This is a genomic window from Erysipelothrix aquatica (assembly GCF_009828825.1).
GTDB classification, from domain to species: Bacteria; Bacillota_I; Bacilli_A; order Erysipelotrichales; family Erysipelotrichaceae; genus Erysipelothrix; species Erysipelothrix aquatica_A.
Window position 1 is genome coordinate 387315 of sequence record NZ_WTTA01000003.1, and the last position, 18057, is coordinate 405371.

Sequence of the window (18057 nt, forward strand, 5' to 3'; positions counted from 1 at the left end):
TCAATGATTAAAACATTCATTATAAAAATATTTCTTCAAACTGATTCTTTTTGGATTTACTCGAGTATTGCTCTTCTCCAAACAAGAATGCTCTTTCTCGAAACTCAAATATTTCCTTGTCACTCAATCTCATCATTTCTTGAGAATAGTCTGCCATTGCTTTCACATTATTTGGTTTAGAAAGAAATCCAGTAGAGCCGTGCTTGATTTGGGATGAAATTGCTCCAACATCATAGGCAATCACAGGAGTTCCACAATTATATGCATCTATTATTACTCCTGATTGAGTCGCAGATTGATATGGAAGGATAACCGCATTAGCTTTTCTAAAATATGATTCCATCGCTTCATCTGAAACATATTCTAAATCCATTTCTACATTTCTAAAGCCTCTAAGTGATTCAATTTCACTAACAACTTCGTTCGATGCTCTTCCCACAACCTTGAATTTGATATCTGGTAACATCTCAATAATTTTAATTAGATCGTCCAACCCTTTGTATTTATTTAGTCTTCCAAAAAATAGAAGATATGGATTTGGATTCGTTTTAGAAATAATTGTTAAATCATTCCATTCTCTCCATAGTGGTAAATATCTACATTTTTCAGAATATTTTGGATTCAATTCATTGAAAATCGACACCGATACTTCACTTCTGACGAGTATCATATCCGATAACTTAATAATCATTTCTTGAAGTTTTTTAACAAAATAGCTTTGAGAGTCACCATCGTGGGGTATAACATCATGTAAAGCGTGATACACTTTGATTTTCTTCATCTTAGAGTACAGTATTATTAGAAGATTCCAAACATGAGTACTTTCAAAATAAACGCATTCAATTTTCTCTTTATTTAATATTTGCAATATTTTATTCAGGTTAAGGAAGTTAAACGTACCTTTAGTAACTCCAGGTCTTCGTGGGCCTTTCACTGAATAATATCTTGAAGATTCTTTTACTTCGTTAGAAACCTTAAACTTTGGGTTGTTCAATCCGATGCATATGTAGTTTTCATCATTGGCAAATTGATCATACATACTATATAGAGTATTCTGGTGATCATAGTTATCAGAAAGTGATATCATTGCAACCTTTCTATCTCTACACATCTGAGTCACCTACTTTATCAAAAAAATATGATTCCAACATTAAGCATAGAGTATGATAGACGGGAAGATGTAGTTCTTGAATTTTAAATGTTTCCACTTCAGGAACTCTGATAGTTAAATCTGAAATCTTTGATAATCGACTTGCTTTTTCTCCTGTCAATGCAATTACTTTCATTCCACGTTCTTTTGCAACCACTGCAGCATTGTATACGTTTAGTGCATTTCCAGAGGTTGATATCCCTAAAAACACATCATTTTTGTTTCCGTATCCGTAGACTTGTTGAGCATAAATCATATCGCCATCAACATCGTTAACTACCGCTGAAATAAGAGCAGTATGTGCAGACAAAGATATTGCTGGAAGCGAACCTTGTAATTTATGTGCAAGCGAAACACCGTATTCTCCGGCAACATCTTTAAATCTTTCTACTGATTTGTCCTCTAGTTTTCTGTGTGAGTTGAATCCTTTCATCAATTCACCAACTATGTGGTTCGAATCTGATGCACTACCCCCATTACCTGCAATAATAAGTTTTCCCGAACTTTCATAGCTCTCCCGAAGGATTATAAATGCATTCCATATTGATTCTTTAGAAACTGATAAACAAGTATATCGAGATACTAAATCATCTAACAGTATTTTTTGATACATACTTACGGTCTCTCCCTACTAGTTAAAAACTCAGAAAATGACAATAACGATTTAAACGTCACGTTAGCCTCTGACAATTCATTTTCGCCTATGAATGCGGTTTTGCACCCAACGGAATTACCTGCTTGAATATCACGAATATGGTCTCCCACCATCCACGACTTTGAAAAATCGATGTTAAATGCTTCTTTTGCAGCAAGTAGCAGGCCAGCTTTAGGTTTTCTACAATCACAATCAAATTTCAACTCCCTAATTTCACCTTCGAATCCAGAATCCGGATGATGCGGACAATAATAAATTCCGTCTAAATATGCTCCGTGTTTTCCTAAAAGTGTTTCCATTTTATTATGAATCATCTCTAACTGGTTAACTGATAATTCACCACGTGCAATTACTGGTTGATTTGTAACAATGATACATAGATAACCAAGATTGTTTAATGTCGAAATCGCATCTTCTACTCCCCTAATTAATTCAAAGTCTTCAATATTCGAGAGATGGCCTACGTGCTTGTTGACGACTCCATCACGATCTATAAATATTGCCTTTTGTTTGAATGTCAAATTCTTGCTATGGACAAATCCTGAAGCAATCTCACGTTCAACTTCAGGGATTCTATCCAGAGTTCCCATATCTTTAATGTACTCAGTTGTTGAATATGCGGATAGATTCCCCGATTTTATCAGAGGTTTAAGAATGTCTCTATCTAAATTTACTTTATCCTTTGCTGGGATATTATCAAATATACTTTTGTTCAAAACATGAATACCTGCATTTACACAATTTGAATACCAATATTCATCATCAGCTCTACTTGGGTCATCTTTAGACAGCCATTTAACAACCTCTGCACCTTTTTTTACTACAATAGCGCTATCAAATGGGTGACTATTTGGATGTACTGTAATTGTTGCCAGTCTTTCCGATTCCATATGAAATTTGTATAATCTCTCTAAATCCATATCAAAAATTAAATCACCATTCAATAAAATGAAGTTTGCGCTTAATAAATCTCGAACTTTGTACAATGCTCCTGCGGTTCCAAGTGGGGTTTCTTCAACAAAGTACTTTATTTTAACGCCCCAATTCTCCCCTGAATCAAAATAACTTGTGATTACAGAATGCAAATGTCCAACTACTATTAATATATTTTTAAATCCTGAGTCTGCCAAAACCTTTATTTGGTGCTCTAGCACTGGGATATCATTTATTAGTATCATTGGTTTAGGAATTAAGGGAAAATTTTCAGCAACTCTTGTTCCCATTCCTCCTGCCATGATGACTACATCAAATTTGTCACTATTTCTCTTCATAGATAATGGTACCTCCGGTGTCTTCAAACGAAAATTTCACATGGTGAAGTTCTGAAAGTGCATTAATAACTGATTCTTGTTCTTTTTCATCAACATAAAACAATAAGAAACCTCCGCCTCCAGCGCCAAGTAATTTCCCTCCCACTGCACCAGCTTTCATAGCCATATCATAATATTCATCAATTTGATCGTTACTGATTTTAGATGAAAGAGAATGCTTTATACGCCATGTTTCGTCTAGTAACTCTCCAAATTCCACTAGATTACGGGATTCATCTTCTAGAACATTAATTGCAGAATATGCAATTTCTTTCATTCTGCTCATAGATTCTGATTTTTTTGAATCCGTAATTGATTTTCGAGTGTCATCTTGAATTTCAAAAGAACGACGTGTGATTCCCGTATAAAAAAGCATCAGCTTGTCATTAAGCTGCCTTTTACGTTCTACTGAACATTCAACTGGGTTAACAGTATAGCCATCTTTCGAAAATTCAATTTTATTCAAGCCTCCAAAAGCGACTGCTATTTGATCTTGGATACCTCCTGATTCTGCACACATGACTCGTTCAAGATGAATTGATTGATCTGACATTTCACGATTAGAAAGTACTTCGCCCTTTCTTTTTTTGAATGCATTCAATAGACCAACCGCAAAAGAACTACTTGAAGCTAAACCACTTCCCGCAGGCAAATCTGCATCATAAAACAGTCGAATCTTATCTGTATTTGTAAACTTCATTGCGTTACGTATTAATGGATGCTCTATCTCGTCGATATTTTCAACGCGTTCTGTTTTCGAATAGGTTAATTCATTTTTGAATGAAAAAAGATCGGGTAAGTCGCGAACTGTGACATACGTGTATTTATCAATTGAAGTTGATAAAACAATTCCGCCCTCTTTCTCAAAATATTCCTTAAAATCAGTTCCTCCACCAAAAAAAGAAACTCTAAGTGGTGTCTTAGTAACAATCATTGTTTAATTCTCCCTCTCCTATTTATTGAAAAATGAAAGTAAATGTTTGGTTTAATATATATGTGATGTAAATATATATCTACTTTTTTGACTCCGACATTTTTCAAATTTACACATGCTTTCGAAAATACGAAAACTAATCACTACTATTATACACATAAAACTAATGATAGCTAAATTTTATTATAAAATAGTAATACACTTTCTGGCTCTATCACATTATAAAAATTTCAGAATTCATGGATTGCATTTTTTTTTGATTTCAGATACTTTACGCATTAAATACACGCACACATCATGGTTACTCAATCAATCGACTTCCCTGATGTCTTTTTTTAGTTTATTTCTTCGCCAAATACACAATCGAATTCGGGTCTGACTTCAAAATCAGTTTTGCCAAATGATGTTTTCTGTAGGACGACAGAACGTGTACTATTTACATCCCAAATAGTATCTTTTTTTTTGTTCATGAAACCTGCATAACGTCTTCATTTTGGGACTCATTTTAACGACCCAAGTTGTCTAAATTAATCTTTAGCACGATTTCTTGGAATTTCTCAAGAAACGTTGTTTTTTTTCATTTGTTTTGCCGTCAGTTACAGTGGCATAATAGAAGAATTTGTAGATATCTGATCCCCTAGTAATAAATAATTACTCGTAGAACAGGTAGTGTAGTATCGCCCTAAAAGTGCTTTTTGTTCACGACCATTAAGGGGGTTTTCTTTTAGAGACTGACAACCGCTATATCGTTGTTTGCTATCCCTAAAAGGGTTAGATATACTCTCGCTTCGTCATTTCATCTCTAAGCTTATCTTCTGTTTCTTGATTTTTTTATGATTTTCTATTGTTTTCTGATTTAATCCCACTGTGCTAACATAATATCCCTTTGCCTAGAAGCTTTTATTCCCCTACCTATATTTTAGATTTGCATGTCCATCAAATATCGTCCATGTACTTTTTCCCTTGAGATATTCTACAAATGCAGATATCGCAAGTCTCAGTGATATTTTCACCAACAAATGGATATGATCAACACAAGTATGTGCTAAACTATTTTCACTCGGCACCAAGTTATTACCTCATTTTATAATTCGAAATTGTCAATCACATTTATATAACATGAAGGTTTTTTCTGTTATAACGCCATACGTTTATGCTCATAGACATAGCATATGGGTCTCTAAACGGATAATTAAAAACCCGATTTTTCTAGAAAAACCGGGTTACGTCCTTTAAATTATTACCACTAGTAAAGTGGCATTTCTGGTGATGCTATTGATTTACTGTCACCTATGGAAGCGACAGCAGCTTCAGTGGTTAAAAATAAAGATGCAATTGACGCAGCATTCAATAGGGCATTTCGAGTTACTTTAGTAGGATCAACAATTCCCGCATCCAGGAGATTTTTCCATTCCCCATTTTTTGCATCAAACCCAACATTGATATCTGATGCCAATTGAGTGCTTACAATTTCGTCGCCGTCAAAACCTGCGTTTTCTGCAATTTGCCATAACGGCTTCAAAATTGCTTCAAAGACTGTGGATATGCCACGATTTTCATCCTGTGACTCCGAAGTAATCGTTCCTTTCAAGTCGAGGTATGCACGAGCTAGAGCATAACCGCCCCCAAGTACAGTACCTTCTAGCACAGCTGCTTTTGTGGCATTGAGTGCATCTTCAATTCGAAGTTTCTTTTCTTTCATTTCAGATTCGGTTGCAGCTCCAACTTTAATAATAGCAACTCCGTTTGTTAGTTTTGCAATGCGTTGATTTAATTGTTGCGTATCATAATCGTTGCTTGAGTGTTCGATATGGGCACGAATTTCTTGGATTCGTTCATTGAGTTTGTTTTTTGAACCTTTTCCTCCAACAATGGTGGTTTCATCGTGACGAACAACTACTTTTGAAGCACCACCAAGTATTTCAAGTGTACTATCCTTCAAATCCATACCTAAATCCTTACTGATAAAGGTGGCACCTGTTACGATTGAAATATCTTCAAGAATTTTCTTTTGATTATCTCCAAAGCCAGGTGCTTTTGTTGCTGCAACATTGAACGTTCCTCGTAATTTGTTGACGACAAGTGTTGATACAACATCACTATCGATGTCTTCAGCAATGATAAAAAGTGGTTTATTTTCTTTCACAATCTGTTCAAGAAGCGGTAAGATTTCTTGAATCGTAGAGATTTTACGATCCGTTACAAGGATATAAGGATTCTCCATTTCGATTTCCATTTTCTCCCGGTCGGAAACCATGTATGGTGAGAGGTACCCTTTATCGTACTGTAACCCCTCAACAATCTCTAGAGTTGTTTCAAATGTGTTTGACTCATCAACTGTGATGACACCGTCTCTACCAACTTTTTCCATTGCATCCGCAATAATTTGACCAATTTCTTCACTTCCTGCACTAATAGCAGCAACATTAGAAATGTCATCTCGTGATTCGATTTTTTTACTTTGTTTCAATAAATAATTTGAGATGGTTTGTGCTGCTTTCTCGATTCCATATCGCATTAGAACCGGATTAGCGCCTCGTTCAACATGCGTGATACCTTTATGAATAATTGATTGCGCTAGAAGCGTGGCAGTTGTAGTTCCATCACCTGCAATATCATTTGTCTTATTTGAAACTTCATATAAAAGTTTCGCCCCCATATTTTCGAACGGATTTTCTAATTCAATTTCTTTTGCAATTGTCACACCATCATTTGTTATTAAAGGCGATCCGTAACTTCTTTCTAGAACAACATTACGCCCTTTTGGCCCAAGTGTGACACTAACAGCATTTGCAAGTGTGTCCATCCCTTTTAACAATAAATCTCGCGAGTCTCGACCATAACGTACATCTTTTCCCATTATTTATCCTCCTCTACAAGTGCTAAAATATCTTTTAGTTCAATAATTAAATAGTCCTGTCCATTATGTTTTAGCTCGGTTGCTGAATATTTTTTATAAATTACATGATCTCCAACCTGAATTTGGTTGCCAGATTCATTATCTTCTAAGTCACCAATAGCTACAACACGTGCAATGGTAGGCTTATCTTTTGATTCTGGTAAGATAATTCCACTAAGTGTCATTGATTCTTCCTGAATCGTCTCTAATAAAAGCCGGTCATACAATGGTTTAATCATATCCATTCCTCCTATTCCATAATCGACCACTTGGCACTCAACCAAACCGAGTGCCAACACCGATATTTTAAAATCGAAATCTTTTTTTGTCAAGAGCATAAATACTATTTAATATTCATTAATTTTGCTATCTCATTTTTTTCAATCCAAACAAGATGATATTTAAAACACTATAAATTGGTTATGATTTATCGGTATTATATATCATCATAGTTCAGTTTATGCTTCGCATTCACGAGTCAGATGTATATTTTGTGATGTTAAATTATTGTGCTCAATGTCAATAAATTGAATAATATTCAGAAAATTAATTGATTTAATTGGAATTGCTTCTGTAATATGGGATATGTAAAAAAAACACCTCCTATTTGCACTTACTGTCCTTGGACAGTTGTACGAATACAAGATGTTTTTAGTTTAAGTCTCATTCAACGATATTACTTTTATTATCTCTATTTTTAGTCTCTAAATATAGGTTTCGACGGATTCACAACTACCGACTGAGTCCTTCAACTACATGATCAACATTCCATTTAATCATGTCAATGTAGTTGTCTCCCTTCTCACCTTTTTTAGCAAGGGAATCGGTAAACACATTTGAATGAATTTTTACACCTGTTTCACGGGATACCGTTTCCATTGTTTTTGGGCTCACACTTGTTTCAACAAATAACGCGGGTACTTTTTCATCATTGATAATTTGGATAATACGCGATAGTTGTTCCGGAGTACCTTGGTTATCAGTATTAATTTCCCAGATATATGCAGCTTGTAAGTCATATGCTTTTGAGAAGTACTTAAACGCACCTTCGCTGGTTACCAATGTCCGGTTATCTAAAGGCAATGTCGCGATTTGTTCTTTGGCATACGCATCCAAGGCTTCAAGTTCTTTTACATACGCAGCGTGATTGGCTTCATATGCCTCTTTATTTGTTGGATCGGCCTTAATCAGTTCTTCCGCAATAACGTTTGTGTACTTAATAGCGTTTTGTACATCAAACCATGCATGAGGATCTTCCTGAGTTTCTTTTCCTTTTTCTGAAAGGTACATTGGTTGTACATCACGAGTCACTGCGAAGGCTTTGTCTTCTTTATTCGTAACTTTTAAGAGGTCATTAAACCAACCCTTTCCAGTTTCAAGATTTAAACCATTATAGAAAACTAAATCCGCTTTAGATACTTTATCAGTATCTTTTGGGAGGGGATCGTACATATGCGGATCTGTTCCAATTGGTACCATACTGTAGACATCTGCCTTATCACCGGCAATATTCTCTACCATATCCGCAATAATTGAATACGTTGCTACAACTTGTAATTTATCACTTTTTTCGATGCCAGATGCCTGTTGGCATCCAGTTAGCACTACCAGTGCTAGAACTAAACTTACTAATATTTTTTTCATGCTTTAACGCCTCTCTTTATGAAATTATTTTTGGGGGATGTTAGGAAAGCTAGAACAAACAAAGTCGCTCCCACAAGGACGATTGTTGCTGAAGTAGGAAGGTTATAGTTGAAACTAATGTATGTTCCAACAATTCCGATAATTGCGCCAATAACAGATGCCGAAACAATCATGTGTGATAGTTTATTTGTCCACAAGTATGCAGTCGCTGCTGGAATTACCAACATAGCAATAACAAGGACTACACCAACTTGTGATAGGGAGGAAACTGTTACGATTGACAATAGGAACATGAGTAGGTAGTGGTAGAATGTTGTGTTCAATCCATATGCCTTGGAAACAATTGGATCAAATGAGCTAATCAATAATTCTTTGTAGAATAGAACGACAATCACAATGACACCGACCATGACCCAAAAGGATTGCATCAATTCTGAACTTGGCACTGCAAGAATGTTTCCGAAGAGAACATGGTTTAAGTCAATACCACTTTGAGCACGTGTGATCAAGATAATACCCAGTGCAAAGAATGTACTTAAGATAATCCCAATCGATGTGTCACTTTTTAGCGTACTACGCGCTGATATGAATTGGATTAAGATCGCGGCAATTAATCCAAATATGGATGCCCCAACAAGCATGTTGATACCTAGCATGTATGATATTGCGACACCTGGTAAAACTGCATGGGAAAGGGCATCTCCCATTAATGCCATTTTTCTTAAAACAATAAAACTTCCAATAATTCCCGATACAACACCTAGAATAATCGCTGAGAGTCCAGCATTAAGGATATAGATCGGAATATTGGTTAATTGCGATAGATATTCGATCATAATGTATCACCTAAACCTTTGATTTCGATACGTCCCAGTGATGAGCCGTATGCTTTCTGAATATTTTCTGTATTAAAGACATCTTTGACATCACCAAATGCGACGAGTTCTTTATTAAGAATTATGAGTTTATCAAAGTATGCTTCGACTTCGTGTAAATCATGGTGAACAACAACTACTGTTTTTCCTTCTGCACGCAGTTCTTTAAGAAGGTCTACAATAATGGTTTCGCTGACTAGGTCAATTCCGACAAACGGTTCATCAAGAAAGAACACATCGGCTTGTTGAGCGAGTGCTCGGGCAATAAACACACGTTGTAATTGTCCCCCAGATAAATTACTAATTTGGCGTTTTGCTAAATTTGTAATATCTACCATTTCCATGGCCGTCTTCACGATTTCTCGTTCTTTCTTACCAGGGCGTCTGAATAATTTAATATTTGGGTATGTTCCCGTTAAAACTGTATCTTCGACAGTAATTGGGAAACTAAGATCCACATCACTTTTTTGTGGAACATATGCAATTTTGGATTGTCTGTTTTTGATTGGTTCTCCGTCAACCGTAACATCTCCCGAACTTGCTTTCACGATATTTAGAAGTGCTTTGATAAATGTTGATTTACCGGCACCGTTTGGTCCAATAATTCCTACAGAATATCCAAATGGTATCTCTACTGAAACATTGGAGAGTGCTGGGTTTCCGAAATAATCAACATTCAAATCTTTAATTTTTATCATAATCTCTCTCCTTTGTAGTTATACAATACCACTTTGTTAAGTGCAATTCAATATTAAATTAGGTATACCTAATAAAATATATTATCGCACCTTTTCTGATAGCGTTATCATCGTGAGGAAATGTCACTTTTTAACGATTTTCTACTTTTCAAAAATAGTTTTAAAAATTCAATTTCTGTAAATAAAAGGACCCTTTTGGGTCCTCTACTTGAATTTAGAAGCGTGAACTTCATTAATCAATTGTTCTATTGAGTCAATTTTCAACATTGCCATTCGGTCTGGGAGCGCCTCAATCAATTCCGGACAAATCATTGGGTTATGGAGGTTTGCGGTTCCAACTGCCACTGCACTTGCACCTGCCATAATCATTTCAAGCACATCGTCGACCGTCTCTACACCACCCATCCCGATGATTGGAATGGATACAGCTTGAGAGACTTGATGAATCATGCGGATTGCGATGGGTTTTATCGCAGCACCTGATAAACCACCAGTACCATTGGCAAGTACCGGTTTTCTCGTTTTAATATCAATTTTCATTGCGGTGAAGGTATTGATCATTGTAATTGCATCTGCTCCAGCATCTTCAACTGCTTTCGCTATAGCAACTATATCAGTGACATTCGGAGAGAGTTTGACATAAACAGGAACGGTTGCCACCGCTTTGACTTTACGTGTTAAACGCGCCGCAGTCTCGGGATCTGTTCCAAATGCTACCCCCCCTTCCTTAACATTGGGACATGAAATGTTTAATTCGATTGCCTTTACGTTAGGCGCTTCACCAACGCGCTGACAAACTTCAACATATTCTTCTTCCGTCGAGCCTGCGACATTCGCAATAAGAGGAACATCAAACGCTTCAAGAAACGTATATTTTTCCTTCATAATGACATCGAGACCCGGATTCTTTAAACCAATCGCATTCATCATTCCACTTGTGGTTTCACAAACACGTGGCAAGTCATTGCCAACGCGCTCTTCTAGCGTTGCAGCTTTTGTCATAATAGCCCCAAGCATGCTCAAGTCATAGTAGTCCGCGAACTCCTCACCGAAACCAAATGTTCCACTTGCCGGAATGATTGGATTTTTTAGCATTATCCCTGGTAATTGTACTTCTAATCGATTCATAACTGGATCTCCTTTGTATTAAATACAGGTCCATCTTTACAGACACGATGCTTCTTATCTTTTGTTTCGCATCCATAGCATGCACCCATGCCGCACGCCATTCTTTCTTCTAAGGACAAGAATACGTTATCATGATGTTCAAATCGTTTTTGAATTGCTTCATTCAATGCATGGGGACCACATGCGTAAATCACATCAAATGACTCCGTATCATCTAAAGCGTCCAAAGCATATCCCTGCTGCCCATAGGTACCATCATTAGTTGTATACATCACTTGACCTAATTGTTTAAACTTAGATTCATAATAGATATCACCCTGCGTGGTGAATCCGAAGCACATTGTTACATTGTTTGTTTTCGTGCTTACTTGTTTTGCTAATTCGTACAAAGGCGCGACGCCGATACCTCCACCTATAATTAGGACTTTCGAATCTTTTTGAATGATTTCGATATCGAATCCATTGCCAAGCGGACCCATAACGTTTATTAAATCTCCAGTAGTGTATGTCGACATTTCTAATGTCCCTTGGCCAACAACACGATACAAAATCACGATTTGATGATGTTTCGTATCAATTGAGGCAATACTTATGGGGCGTCGAAGCGTCTTCGCTTGGTCATGGAGTTTTAAATGAAGAAATTGACCTGCTTTGGATGTTTCTGCGAGCTCTTTACTCTCAAGAATCATTTCATAAATGTTGTCTGCTATTTCTTGATTTCGAAGTATTTTTAGATCTTTTATGATTGCCATCTTCGTTCTCCCAATTCCCAAGGGGTTACGATCTTCGAAGCAATGACGTGTAGCATTGCCTGAGATGTATCCAGCGATGTAAAGAGTGGAATGCCTTGTTCCGTTGCAACACGTCGAATGAGGAAACCATCAGTGATTGTTTGAGATTCACCACTTATAGTGTTAATCACCATTTGAATTTCTTTATTGCGAATTGCCGCAAGAATTCCGTTCTCAGATGTCTCTGATATTTTAGCAATACTCTTTGCAGAAACTTTATTCTCATTAAAGTACTTCGCTGTACTTTCTGTGGCAATAATTTTATATCCACGTTGTTGAAGGAAGCGGGCTTGAGTAAGTGCCTCTTCCTTATCTGCATCAGCAACAGTAATTAAAACGGTTCCTCGTAATGGTATTGTATGACCACTCGCCACAAACGCTTTATAAAGTGCTTGCGATAGTTCGAAATCCGATCCCATTACCTCACCCGTTGATTTCATTTCAGGACTTAACACAGTATCCACACTTCGAAGTTTTGCAAACGAGAATACCGGTGCTTTAACATGAACACCTGCGACTTCTTTTTGATATCCATAAGGTTCAGGGAGCCGCTTCCCAAGCATCGCTTCACTCGCAAGTCGTGTCATCGGAATACCCGTAACTTTACTTAAGAACGGCACGGTTCGCGATGCCCGCGGATTTGCTTCAATGACATAAACTGTTTCATCTTGAACAATAAATTGAATGTTAATCAATCCAATTGTTTCCAGTCCTAAAGCAAGGCGTGTTGTAATATCAATGATGTTTTCTTTTAACGCTGCACTGAGTGATTGTGGTGGATACACTGCCATCGAATCGCCTGAGTGAACTCCCGACTTCTCAATGTGTTCCATCATACCGGGAATAACCACGTGCGTTCCATCTGAAATGGCATCAACTTCAATTTCAGTTCCATAGATGTAGCGATCAATGAGAATCGGTGATTTAAAACTTAGAGTATCGATGTGTTCAATGAGTGCTGCTTCTGTATGAACAACTTTCATCGATTGACCACCGAGGACAAAACTTGGTCTAACCAACACCGGATAGCCGATTTCCTGAGCAATTGCAATCAGTCGGTCTTTACTTTGAGCACTGGATCCCAGGGGTTGTGCAATATCAAGTTTTTTGAGTAACTGTTCAAATTGGTGGCGATCTTCGGCTGCATCAATCGCGCGGACTGGAGTCCCGAGAATTTTGACACCTGCTCGCTCAAGTTGTCCTGCAAGGTTGACTGCTGTTTGTCCGCCAAACTGAACAATAACTCCCACAGGTTTTTCGAAGTCTATGACCGCCATGACATCTTCAAATGTCAGTGGTTCAAAATACAGTTTATCGGCCAGTTCAAAATCTGTAGAGACGGTTTCGGGATTATTATTGATGACAATCGCTTCATAACCGTTTGCTTGGATTGCTTTGACACAATGTACTGTTGCGTAATCAAATTCTACGCCTTGGCCAATTCGTATCGGTCCAGACCCTAAGACGACGATGGATGGTTTCAAACTCACCACACTGTCATTATGCTGTTCATACGTACTATAGAAGTATGGTGCTGTTGTTGTTGCCTTTCCACCATTACTATCAATGGCTTTAAAGACAGGTTTATGATTATGGTCTTTGACAACTGTATCGCTAAAACCGTAGCGTTTTTGTTGAAGGGTATCTTCGCTTGCTTCAAGCGCCACAATATGCGCAACTCTGTTTAAGAAGAATCGATCGATGCGTGTCATTTCATAGATTGTTTCCACACTAATTGCACGGCGAAGTAATTCTGCGATATAGAAAATGCGCTCATCGGTTTGAGCGGATAGACCATCATATAGTGATTTTGTATCCACCTCTTCAAGCTTGTCGAGTTTAATATGATGAATGCCAAGCTCAAGTGATCGGATTGCTTTCAGTAACGCACTTTCGAGATTTCGCCCTAAAGCCATAACTTCACCCGTTGCTTTCATTTGGGTTCCCAGTTTACGGTTTCCACTTAGGAACTTATCAAATGGCCAACGTGGCACTTTAGCGACAACATAATCAACGACCGGTTCATGGAATGCTGATGTATTCTCAAGAATTGGATGTTCAATTTCAGGTAGTGTCAGTCCCACCGCTATTTTCGCCGTCATCTTCGCAATTGGATAACCCGTTGCTTTACTTGCGAGTGCTGAGGATCGCGATACCCGTGGATTCACTTCAATCACATAGTATTGTTTGGAGAATGGATCTAAAGCAAATTGTACATTGCAGCCCCCTTCTATTTTCAAGGCTTTGAGAATTGAAAATGCTGAGTTACGAAGCATGTCAAGTTCATCCCCGGACAATGTTTGAGCAGGAGCGAAGACTATTGAATCTCCAGTATGAATTCCCACAGGGTCAAAGTTTTCCATAGTACAAATCACCATACAGTTATCATCTTTATCCCGAAGCACTTCGTATTCAATCTCTTTGAATCCCGAAATGTCTTGTTCAATCAAACATTGATTTACCGGTGAGAGTAACAACCCTTGTGTCACAACATCTACCAATGCAGCCTCATCTTCACACCGACCGCCGCCACTACCGCCCATTGTAAAGGCTGGTCTGACAATAATCGGATACCCGATACGTTGTGCAGCTTGAATTGCTTCGTCAACTTTGTGGACAATCTCACTGGGTGCAATCGGTAAGTCAAGTTCTAACATCAACTGTTTGAATAAGTCACGATCTTCAGCTTGTTCAATCGCTTCAACACGTGTCCCTAAAAGCGTAATGCCAAACTGTTCAAGGGTTCCTGCTTTATACAAGGCAACCGCTAAATTTAAGCCAGTTTGCCCACCGAGGTTCGGAAGAATTGCATCAATCGCTTCATGTTCTAAGATTCGTGTTAAAAATTCTACTGTTAATGGTTCAATATATACTTTATCAGCAACATCCGCGTCCGTCATAATTGTAGCGGGATTGGAATTAACCAAAACGACTTCATATCCCAGTTCTTTTAACGCCAAACATGCTTGTGTTCCCGCATAGTCAAACTCTGCTGCTTGACCAATAACAATTGGTCCTGATCCGATAACTAAGATTCGTTTCATTCCTGTCCCTCTTTCATAACAATGCGTAATGATTTATTCTTATGTTTCTCAATATGGCGTACCAATGCACGAGTATCCACACCACGTACACCAATCACTTGATACATATCACAATATGATTCTAGTGAAGTTGTTGCCTCATAATGAGCACTATCGCTACTAAGTTCAGAGACAATAATTGCACGGTAGGGACTCATGCTTTTTGGAAGTTTTGATTCGTTGACACCCTGAATCCCAATTTCAGGATACGTAAAGATGGTGATATCGTTTTCTAGCATCGAGGTATTGTACGTATAAGCACTTTGGTCAATCATAAAGGATCCTGACACATCACCACGCGATCCGAAGCCAAATCCTGCAAATTCTGTATTATCATCAAGTATAATTATGCGTTCCATACGCGTTCTCCTCCAACATAGGTTTGTGTACACATTCCAGTTACTTGTGCTCCCAGAAAAGGGGTATTCTGGGATTTTGATTGAATATGTTCAGATGCCAATGTGACCGTATCGGTTACATTAAAGACTGCAATATCAGCAACATCACCAACTCTTAACTGACACCCTGGTAACCCAAAGATTTCTTGAGGTCGAATACTCATCCAGTTTTGTAAATCTTCATAGGTCGCTTTCCCTGTCTTTACAAAATGCGTAACCATGAGGGGAAATGCAAATTCGCTCCCAATAATGCCAAAGGGGGCATTTCTAAACCCTGAGGCTTTTTCATCCCATGCATGCGGTGCATGGTCGGTCGCAATCATGTCAAGCGTTCCGTTATGGAGTGCTTCTAGAAGGTTTATCTGATCTTTCTTCGATCGTAACGGAGGATTCATCTTAAAATTCGCATTATCTTCCGTGATGTGCATTTCGTTAAGAATTAAATGATGCGGGGTAACTTCTGCAGTAACCTGCGCACCCATTCGCTTCCCAAACGCAATGGCCTCTACACTTAGGGTATCCGAAACATGGCACACGTGATATCTCGCACCCGTATGCTTTGCAATCACCACATCACGCGCAATTTGGGTTGACTCACTCAAACTGCTCATCCCCGGTAATCCCAGCTCTTTATTTCGGATTCCTTCATGCATCACGCCGCCATGAAGCACGGATTCATCTTCAGTATGCGCAACAATGAGTGCATTACGCTCTGCTGCAACTTTCATTGCTTGATACATAGTATCAGCAGTTTGAACCCCAATGCCGTCATTGGTGTATGCGATAGCCTTGATTGCATCAAAATCAATCAACGTTTCACTTTTTAATCCTGTGGTTATGGGCGCATAAGGATAAACATTAACAACTGCATCGCGTGCAATGATATCACGTACCTGTGTCATCGCTTCAACGGTATCGGGAACAGGATTGGTATTGGGCATCGCACAAATGGTTGTGAAACCACCCGCAGCCGCAGCCATACTTCCACTTTTGATTGTTTCCTTGTGTGTAAACCCAGGTTCACGAAGGTGTACATGAACATCCACTAACCCTGGCATGACAAGTTGACCGTGAAGATCTGTTTCAACATCCCCTTGCAAAGCCGTACCTATCTCATGAATTTTGCCATTCTCAATCGCAATATCTTGCAACTTCCCATCATTGCCTTTTGTTATCATCCATGCATTTTTTAATATGTGTCTCATTTACCCCTCCATCACTGATTCTAAAATTGCCATACGCATATAAACACCATTTTCCATTTGCCGCACAATCCGTGACTGTGAACATTCCACCAATGCATCTGCGATTTCTACGTTTCGATTGACCGGTGCTGGATGCATAATAATCGCATGGGGTTTCATTCTTTTTTGTCGTTCAAGGCTCAAACCATAGCTTTCATGATAACCTTCCGCCGACATGAGCATCACATCATCATGACGTTCAAGTTGGACACGAAGCATCATCACAACATCCGAATTTTCGATAGCAGTCTCAATGTCAACATACTCGCCCCACTGCAACATGCGTTCGTTGAAATACCATTTGGGACCTACCAGTAAAACTCGTGCCCCCAATGCCTTTAAGAGTTGCATGTTTGAGTGCGCGACACGAGAATGTACCAAATCACCAATAATTGCTACTGTTAGCGTTTCAAAATTTCCAAATTCTTCGTAAATCGTCATCATATCTAAGAGCGATTGTGAAGGATGTGACCCACATCCTGATCCGGCATTCACGATATTGATGCCAAGATTCATGAGTGGTTCGTAGTAGTTATCATCAAAGTGGCGAATAACCGCAGTATCAACACCTAATGCTTTCATTGTTAATAAAGAATCATATAAAGATTCGCCCTTTTGCACTGAACTTGTTTGTACCTCAAAATTAATAATGTGCATTCCCAGGCGATACTGCGCCATCTCAAAACTATGTTTTGTTCGAGTACTGTTTTCATAGAACATGTTCACAACATGACCGGTAACATGTTTCACTTCACCTTTTTTGTAGGCGATAGCGCGATCAATTAAATGCATAACTTGGTTGGAAGATAAATCTTCCACATTGACAAAATGTCCCATTCGTCCCTCCATAAAAAAAGCTTGATCGTATGACCAAGCAAGATGACTTAAAGAAGTGTTCTCGCTTTTGGTCTCTCTGGATCCAATTAAAGTGAAATCACCTGATATATTCTCTATTTTGGAATAAAGATGTTTTCTTTATTCGCATTTGATTTTTTGAATTGATATCAACTGTCTCTAAGCGATGCATCATCTTAAGCCTCCATCTTTACAAAAAAGAGCCTCTTTCGTACAAGGAAAGAGACTCATCGTGTGATGTTTCTTAAAGTCTTTCCTTGAATGCCTCTCTGGACATTACTTAAAGGATTTTCTGTTAGGAATATCGTAATTTATTTGAAGCGTTAAGTCAAGCAATCACAACCAAAGGTTTTCATAATCTGAATGGAAAGTGATCATGTCCCGAAGTTGAAT

General features: G+C 38.2%; 17 protein-coding genes. All 17 read right to left on the reverse strand.

Annotated elements, in window-relative coordinates:
* Window positions 1–19 precede the first annotated feature (19 nt).
* Window positions 20–1111, reverse strand: a complete 1092-nt coding sequence (locus tag GVV22_RS07790) for a glycosyltransferase family 4 protein (protein WP_159649560.1) — start codon at window positions 1109–1111, stop codon at window positions 20–22.
* Window positions 1104–1763 carry a D-sedoheptulose-7-phosphate isomerase gene (locus GVV22_RS07795; RefSeq protein WP_159649561.1) on the reverse strand — a complete coding sequence of 220 codons (660 nt, stop codon included), beginning with the start codon at window positions 1761–1763 and terminating at the stop codon, window positions 1104–1106. The genes GVV22_RS07790 and GVV22_RS07795 overlap by 8 nt, the downstream gene beginning before the upstream one ends.
* A 2-nt stretch (window positions 1764–1765) precedes the next feature.
* Window positions 1766–3076, reverse strand: a complete 1311-nt coding sequence (gene gmhB / locus GVV22_RS07800) for a D-glycero-beta-D-manno-heptose 1,7-bisphosphate 7-phosphatase (RefSeq protein WP_201290700.1) — start codon at window positions 3074–3076, stop codon at window positions 1766–1768.
* The gene (locus GVV22_RS07805) at window positions 3063–4049 is read right to left on the reverse strand and encodes a kinase (protein ID WP_159649562.1); all 987 of its coding nucleotides are present in this window, start codon (window positions 4047–4049) and stop codon (window positions 3063–3065) included. The genes gmhB and GVV22_RS07805 overlap by 14 nt, the downstream gene beginning before the upstream one ends.
* A gap of 335 nt (window positions 4050–4384) precedes the next feature.
* A complete protein-coding gene (locus GVV22_RS11125) occupies window positions 4385–4519 on the reverse strand; it encodes a hypothetical protein (RefSeq protein ID WP_268890716.1) in 135 nt (44 codons plus the stop codon).
* 438 nt (window positions 4520–4957) lie between these two features.
* Entirely contained in the window at window positions 4958–5116 is a 159-nt protein-coding gene (locus tag GVV22_RS11210) for a transposase (RefSeq protein WP_268890720.1), read from the reverse strand.
* Between the two features lie 179 nt (window positions 5117–5295).
* The gene (gene groL / locus GVV22_RS07815) at window positions 5296–6909 is read right to left on the reverse strand and encodes a chaperonin GroEL (RefSeq protein ID WP_159649564.1); all 1614 of its coding nucleotides are present in this window, start codon (window positions 6907–6909) and stop codon (window positions 5296–5298) included.
* A complete protein-coding gene (locus GVV22_RS07820) occupies window positions 6909–7187 on the reverse strand; it encodes a co-chaperone GroES (protein ID WP_159649565.1) in 279 nt (92 codons plus the stop codon). Before GVV22_RS07820 ends, groL begins: the two co-directional genes overlap by 1 nt.
* Before the next feature lie 493 nt (window positions 7188–7680).
* On the reverse strand, window positions 7681–8592 hold the full coding sequence (locus GVV22_RS07825) for a metal ABC transporter substrate-binding protein (protein ID WP_159649566.1): 912 nt from the start codon (window positions 8590–8592) through the stop codon (window positions 7681–7683).
* Window positions 8589–9428: a metal ABC transporter permease gene (locus GVV22_RS07830; RefSeq protein ID WP_159634025.1), complete on the reverse strand. Its 840-nt coding sequence runs from the start codon at window positions 9426–9428 to the stop codon at window positions 8589–8591. Before GVV22_RS07830 ends, GVV22_RS07825 begins: the two co-directional genes overlap by 4 nt.
* Window positions 9425–10165 (reverse strand): metal ABC transporter ATP-binding protein, encoded by a 741-nt coding sequence (locus GVV22_RS07835; RefSeq protein ID WP_159649567.1) that lies wholly within the window; start codon window positions 10163–10165, stop codon window positions 9425–9427. The genes GVV22_RS07830 and GVV22_RS07835 overlap by 4 nt, the downstream gene beginning before the upstream one ends.
* A 204-nt stretch (window positions 10166–10369) precedes the next feature.
* Window positions 10370–11293 (reverse strand): dihydroorotate dehydrogenase, encoded by a 924-nt coding sequence (locus tag GVV22_RS07840; RefSeq protein ID WP_159649568.1) that lies wholly within the window; start codon window positions 11291–11293, stop codon window positions 10370–10372.
* Complete coding sequence (locus GVV22_RS07845) at window positions 11290–12045, reverse strand: dihydroorotate dehydrogenase electron transfer subunit (RefSeq protein ID WP_159649569.1); 756 nt, start codon at window positions 12043–12045, stop codon at window positions 11290–11292. The genes GVV22_RS07840 and GVV22_RS07845 overlap by 4 nt, the downstream gene beginning before the upstream one ends.
* Entirely contained in the window at window positions 12033–15128 is a 3096-nt protein-coding gene (carB, locus tag GVV22_RS07850) for a carbamoyl-phosphate synthase large subunit (protein ID WP_159649570.1), read from the reverse strand. The genes GVV22_RS07845 and carB overlap by 13 nt, the downstream gene beginning before the upstream one ends.
* Window positions 15125–15526 carry a carbamoyl-phosphate synthase domain-containing protein gene (locus GVV22_RS07855; protein WP_159649571.1) on the reverse strand — a complete coding sequence of 134 codons (402 nt, stop codon included), beginning with the start codon at window positions 15524–15526 and terminating at the stop codon, window positions 15125–15127. The genes carB and GVV22_RS07855 overlap by 4 nt, the downstream gene beginning before the upstream one ends.
* A complete protein-coding gene (locus GVV22_RS07860; RefSeq protein WP_159649572.1) occupies window positions 15514–16770 on the reverse strand; it encodes a dihydroorotase in 1257 nt (418 codons plus the stop codon). Before GVV22_RS07860 ends, GVV22_RS07855 begins: the two co-directional genes overlap by 13 nt.
* Window positions 16771–17646, reverse strand: coding sequence for an aspartate carbamoyltransferase catalytic subunit (locus tag GVV22_RS07865; protein WP_159649573.1), 876 nt, complete (start codon window positions 17644–17646; stop codon window positions 16771–16773).
* Window positions 17647–18057 lie beyond the last annotated feature (411 nt).